The sequence below is a fragment of the Sphingomonas bacterium genome, assembly GCF_903643035.1.
In the GTDB taxonomy this organism is placed as follows: domain Bacteria; phylum Pseudomonadota; class Alphaproteobacteria; order Sphingomonadales; family Sphingomonadaceae; genus Sphingomonas.
Window position 1 is genome coordinate 1 of sequence record NZ_CAHJWW010000194.1, and the last position, 5,174, is coordinate 5,174.

The 5,174-nt window shown below is 64.4% G+C and carries 6 protein-coding genes and 1 pseudogene; 5 read left to right on the forward strand and 2 right to left on the reverse strand.

What is annotated here, in order from left to right:
* Positions 1 to 471, forward strand: a pseudogene (locus HUV01_RS11650) (amino acid dehydrogenase); the annotation flags it as partial.
* Positions 472 to 559: 88 nt separating this feature from the next.
* On the opposite strand, the gene HUV01_RS11655 reads toward HUV01_RS11650, so the two are convergent.
* Positions 560 to 1,159: a PIG-L deacetylase family protein gene (locus tag HUV01_RS11655; RefSeq protein WP_217431000.1), complete on the reverse strand. Its 600-nt coding sequence runs from the start codon at positions 1,157 to 1,159 to the stop codon at positions 560 to 562.
* 75 nt (positions 1,160 to 1,234) lie between these two features.
* Complete coding sequence (locus HUV01_RS11660) at positions 1,235 to 2,038, reverse strand: sugar phosphate nucleotidyltransferase (protein WP_174298414.1); 804 nt, start codon at positions 2,036 to 2,038, stop codon at positions 1,235 to 1,237.
* A 452-nt stretch (positions 2,039 to 2,490) separates the two neighbouring features.
* Between HUV01_RS11660 and ccmC the strand changes: the two genes are divergently transcribed.
* The 4 genes from ccmC to HUV01_RS11675 all read left to right on the forward strand — a co-directional run.
* Positions 2,491 to 3,216 carry a heme ABC transporter permease CcmC gene (ccmC, locus tag HUV01_RS11665; protein WP_174298415.1) on the forward strand — a complete coding sequence of 242 codons (726 nt, stop codon included), beginning with the start codon at positions 2,491 to 2,493 and terminating at the stop codon, positions 3,214 to 3,216.
* 10 nt (positions 3,217 to 3,226) lie between these two features.
* A complete protein-coding gene (locus HUV01_RS15345; protein WP_302480051.1) occupies positions 3,227 to 3,349 on the forward strand; it encodes a hypothetical protein in 123 nt (40 codons plus the stop codon).
* Complete coding sequence (gene ccmE / locus HUV01_RS11670) at positions 3,346 to 3,807, forward strand: cytochrome c maturation protein CcmE (protein WP_174298416.1); 462 nt, start codon at positions 3,346 to 3,348, stop codon at positions 3,805 to 3,807. The genes HUV01_RS15345 and ccmE overlap by 4 nt, the downstream gene beginning before the upstream one ends.
* Before the next feature lie 200 nt (positions 3,808 to 4,007).
* A partial coding sequence (locus tag HUV01_RS11675) for a heme lyase CcmF/NrfE family subunit (protein WP_438827170.1) occupies positions 4,008 to 5,174 on the forward strand: 1,167 nt, incomplete at its 3' end.

Below are 5,174 nucleotides of genomic sequence, written 5' to 3' on the forward strand. Positions count from 1 at the left end.
CTGGCGGCGGACGGCGCGGTGCTGGTGCTGGCGGACGTCGATGCCGCGCGGGCAGAGGCGCTGGCGGCCGAACTCGGCGCGACCACGGTGGCGGCGGACGCGATCCTGGGCGTCGAGGCGGATGTGATGAGCCCCAACGCGCTCGGCGCGGTCCTGACCGCCGAGTCGATCCCCCGGCTAAGGACCCGGATCGTCGCCGGGGGTGCCAACAACCAGCTCGCGACCCCGGCAGATGGCGAGCGGCTGCGCGAGGCCGGCATCCTCTACGCACCCGACTATGTCATCAACGCGGGCGGCATCATCAACGTCGCGCTGGAGTATCTCGGAACGGCCGGCGAGGACGAAGTACGCGCCCGCGTCGCCCGGATCCCGGACCGGTTGGCACAGGTCTGGGACGAGGCGGACCGGACCGGCATGCCGATCGCGCAAGTGGCGGACGGGATCGCCCAGCGGCTGATCGGTCGGGGCTGACCACCCGGCGCTCGCTGTTCCGCCATATTGAGGTCACCCGAAGCCGTTTGCTTGCAGAAGGGCTGCTGGTTCGGGCGAGTCGGATTGGTCAGATTGCAATCGTCGCCTTCGGGAGGTGGAACGCTTCGGCGAAACCCTCGGCCGCGTTGCATTCGATACCGCGCAACCGCGCCAGTGACAGGAAGGTTTCCGGATCGAACCAGCGCCGTCCGCGCTGGCTGGCGAAATGTTCGTGTATATGCCGTGCCTTCTGGCGAGCGACGCGTTCCGTCAGCGGAAAATATGCGTTGGCACCGCCCAGATCCGCATCGTATTTGGGAATCTCGTAACGAAGTATCAGGTGATCGCGAAACGTCTGGCGCGTCATCGCACCGATGGTCGCATGGTCTTGATGCAGGTCCAGCGTATGATGCGTCAGGATAACGTCAGGCTCATAGTCCGCCTTGAACTGCTCGAACACCGACTTGATCGCGGGTTGCTGCGCAGGAAAAAGGCCGTCCTTGAAGTCGAGCACATGAATATCCACAGAAAGGCCCGACAGAGCCGCGGCGCTTGCGCGAGCCTCGCGCGATCGTTCGTCATCGCCGCTGAAGACCACGTATCGCACCGATGTCGCTGGATGCCGCGCCATTACGCTCAGTATCAATCCGCCACAGCCGATTTCTATGTCATCGGAGTGCGCGCCCAAGCATAATATGTTCAGTGGCGTCCGATCGGCGGCAAGAGACAAGCTTAGCATGAGCCGGTGATAGCATCGGCAAGATCACGAGGCGACACGGATGTTTTCAGGCGCCGTCTGCCAAATTTCCCACGGCGCCGGTCCCGAAGCCCGCATGGCCTCAAGCGCCAGAAGGTCCTTGAAGGTATCGCAGGCACGCCAGAACCCGTCATGGGTGTATGCGAGCAGTCGACGAGTCGCGGTCAGGCGATCGAAGGTCCCTTCCAGAAGGTCGTCGTCCTCACCGATATAGTCGAAGATCTCGGCTCTGAACGCAAAATAACCGCCGTTGATACGCATGTCGACCGCCGCTCCGGGCTTGATGCCGGTTACGACGCCATCGTGCTCGTAATGGACGTAGTGGAAGCTCTGGGTGGGTTGAACCGCGACCATGACGCCGATCATGCCAGGACGGTCGTCCAGAACCTGCAGAACCTTGTCGAGAGGAACGTCGGACAGACCATCGGCATAATTGGCCAGAAAGACCTGCTCGCCCACGAGGAAGGGATGTACCTTTCGAAGTCGCTGGCCGATGCTGCTGGATAATCCGGTATCGACCAGTGACACATCGATGATGACACCTTCGTCATTCATCAACCGAAAACGATGACTTTTACTGTCACCATTTATACTCGGTATCGGAATTGCCCCCAGTTGCTTGAAATAGGTATGGAAAGCTTGAACCTTATGACCAAGGCAAAGTATGAATTCGGTATGACCATTGTGAATATAATAAGCCATGATGTACGACAGAAGAGTTTGATTTCCAATCTCGACCAACGGTTTTGGAGTCCTAGTGTGATCGCGTAGTCTGGTGCCAAGTCCGCCGCAAAACAGGACTACTTTCATATCACCATGCCCAACTGGATCCTAATGAAGGTTAACTAATTCCCCGAGACTGGCTTGTCTATACATGCATCAATGACCCTAAGTATATTTTACTCGATCCAGAACTGACTGATGGCAGCCCGTAGATGACAGTTGTGGCCATTGCGATGGCGGACATGAAGATGTGTGAGCATCGATCGTGGCGGGTGTGGATGCGGTGTCACTCGCAGATTCCTCCCTTGATGGGTCAGGAGCCTGACTGGTCGGCGACAGGTGCGAGGGACGTCTGCCGAGACTGATCCGCCTCACCGGTCGGCGCCACTGTCTTCCCGTTCGAAACCCGTCAGGCGCTTCTATGGGACCGGACCGGTTGTCCTGCAGGACGTACGGCTGATACCTCGCCGGCTTCACGACGCGAGCGCGAAAACGTCGGGTGACGTGGGCGCGCAACCACCCTATTTACCTGGTTCGCTGTGCCCAACCTTCATGCCCTTGCCAATCCACGTCGCTTCCTGAGCATCGCCCGACCGATGACGTCCACCTGCCTTTGGACAGGCGCTGCGCTGATCATGATCGGCTGCTGGGCTGGCCTCACGCAGACGCCGCCCGACTATCTGCAGGGCGAGACGGTGCGCATCCTCTATATCCACGTCCCCGCCGCCTGGCTCGGCATGGGCGGCTGGAGTGGCGTGGCGCTGTCGAGCGCGGGCTATCTGGTCTGGCGGCATCCGCTGGCTTCTATCGCGGCGCGCGCGATCGCCGGGCCGGGAGCGGTGTTCGCGGGACTGTGCCTTATCACCGGCTCGATCTGGGGGCGACCGACCTGGGGGACGTGGTGGCAGTGGGATGGGCGGCTGACGAGCATGTTGCTGCTGCTCTTCGTGTACCTGGGCTATCTCGCACTCGCCCGCGCCGAGGCGGATCGCGGTGGCGACGGACGGGTGCCCGCGATCTTCGGCATCGCCGGATCGGTGCTGTTGCCGATCATCCGCTATTCGGTCGTGTGGTGGAACACGCTGCACCAGGGTCCGAGCATCGGACTGACGAGCTCGACGATAGATGGATCGATCCTGTGGCCGCTGTGGCTGATGCTGCCCGGTTTCACGCTGCTGTTCGCCGGCATCGTCCTTATGCGGATGCGGGCGATGCTGGCGAGCGTTCGCGCGGAGGCGCGACTGCGCCGGATGGCGACCGCGTGAGGAGCTTGCCGTGAACCCGTGGCTGTTCGTGGCCGCCGCCTATGCGGTCATGCTCGGCGGGGCGGGGCTCCTCGCGCTGGGCGCTTTCCTTGCCATGCGCCGCGCTGAGCGGGCGGCGGACATCCGGCAATGAGGGGTGCGGCGTCGAAGGCCAGGAACCAACGGCTGGCGCTCACCGGGCTGGCGCTCGCGGCTGTCGGCGGCGCCAGTGCACTCGCCTTGTCGGCACTGAAGGACCAGGCCGCGTTCTTCTATGCGCCGTCCGACGTCGCGAAGGACGGGCTGCCGCTCGGCCGGGCGGTGCGCCTCGGCGGGATGGTGGCGGCGGGATCGATCCGGCGGGCGGGCGACGGCGTATCGATACGCTTCACCGTCACCGACGGGCGCGCGACGACGCCGGTAGACTTCACCGGCATAACACCGGACCTGTTCCGCGAGCGATCGGGCGTGGTGGCTGAGGGCGAGTTCCGCCGCGACGGCAGCTTCGCCGCGACCAACCTGCTGGCCAAGCACGATGAGCGGTACATGCCGCCCCAGCTCGCCGCTACCGCCGCGGGGCAGATGCACGAGACGAAGATGCTCAAGCGATGATCGCGGAAGCGGGCCTTGCGGCACTCTGGCTGGCGGCGGCTCTAGCAGGGCTGCAACTGCTGCTGGCCATGCTTGCGGTGCGGAGGAGCGTGCCTTCGGGATCGATGCCATCCGCCGTTCGCCCCGAGATCGTCGAAGGGCCGCCTTCGTCCGAAGCGGGAGGCAGGGCTTCGCCAGGTGCGGCTCGGACGGAGGCGGGGATGGCTCTGGCAGGCCAACTCTTAGCAGCGGTTCGCCCGGTCGCGGTTGTGCAGGGCCTGCTCGCGCTGGTGGCGATGGCGGCGCTGATCGCGGTGTTCGTACGATCCGACATGTCGGTGCTGCTGGTCGCGCAGAACAGCCATTCCGCCAAGCCGCTGCTGTACAAGATCGCCGGCGCGTGGGGACAGCATGAGGGGTCGATGCTGCTGTGGGTGACGATCCTGGGGCTGGCCGGCGCGGCGGTGGCGGCGCTGGAATGGCGGCTGGAGGCGCGCACGCTCGTGGCGACGCTGGGCGCGCAGGCGGGCATCGCGCTCGGCTTCTATGCTTTTCTGCTGTTGTCCTCCAACCCGTTCGCCCGGTTGGATCCCGCGCCATTGGATGGACAGGGGCTCAATCCGCTGCTGCAGGACCCCGGCCTCGCGTTTCATCCACCCACGCTCTATGCGGGCTATGTCGGTCTGTCGGTCGCCTTCTCGTTCGCGGTCGGCGCCCTGGTGACGCGCGACGTGGGGCCGGCGTTCGCCCGCGCCATGCGGCCGTGGGTGCTGGGCGCCTGGGTGTTCCTCACGCTGGGCATTACCGCCGGTAGCTACTGGGCTTACTATGAGCTTGGCTGGGGCGGCTGGTGGTTCTGGGATCCGGTGGAGAACGCTTCGCTCATGCCGTGGCTAGCGGCGACCGCGCTGCTCCATTCGGTGACGGTGCTCGCGACCCGCGACAGTCTGCGCGCGTGGACGGTCATGCTCGCGGTCGTGGCCTTCTCGATGTCGATGATCGGCACTTTCCTGGTCCGCTCGGGCATATTGACCAGCGTTCATGCCTTTGCTGTCGATCCCAGGCGAGGCGAGTTCATCCTGATGCTGCTGGCGCTGTATATCGGCGGCGCGCTGGCGCTGTTCGCGGTCCGGATCGGCACCGTACGCCAGGGCGCGACGTTCGAGCCGGTGAGCAGGGAGGGTGCGCTGGTCGTCAACAATCTCCTGCTGTCCGTCATACTGGGCATCGTGCTGATCGGCACGCTGTATCCTCTGATGGCGGCGGCGTTCGGGCGTCAGCTGTCGGTGGGGCCGCCGTTCTTCGACCGGACGGCGGGGCCGATCGCGCTCGGGCTAGGCGTGGCGATGGCGGCGGGGCCGCTGGTGCGCTGGCGGCGCGATCGGCCG

What these genes read in the sequence shown, in the direction of transcription:
- HUV01_RS11660 (WP_174298414.1), bottom strand. Translation starts at nt 2,038, where the DNA reads ATGAAAGTAGTCCTGTTTTGCGGCGGACTTGGCACCAGACTACGCGAT.
- ccmE (WP_174298416.1), top strand. Translation starts at nt 3,346, where the DNA reads ATGAGGGGTGCGGCGTCGAAGGCCAGGAACCAACGGCTGGCGCTCACC.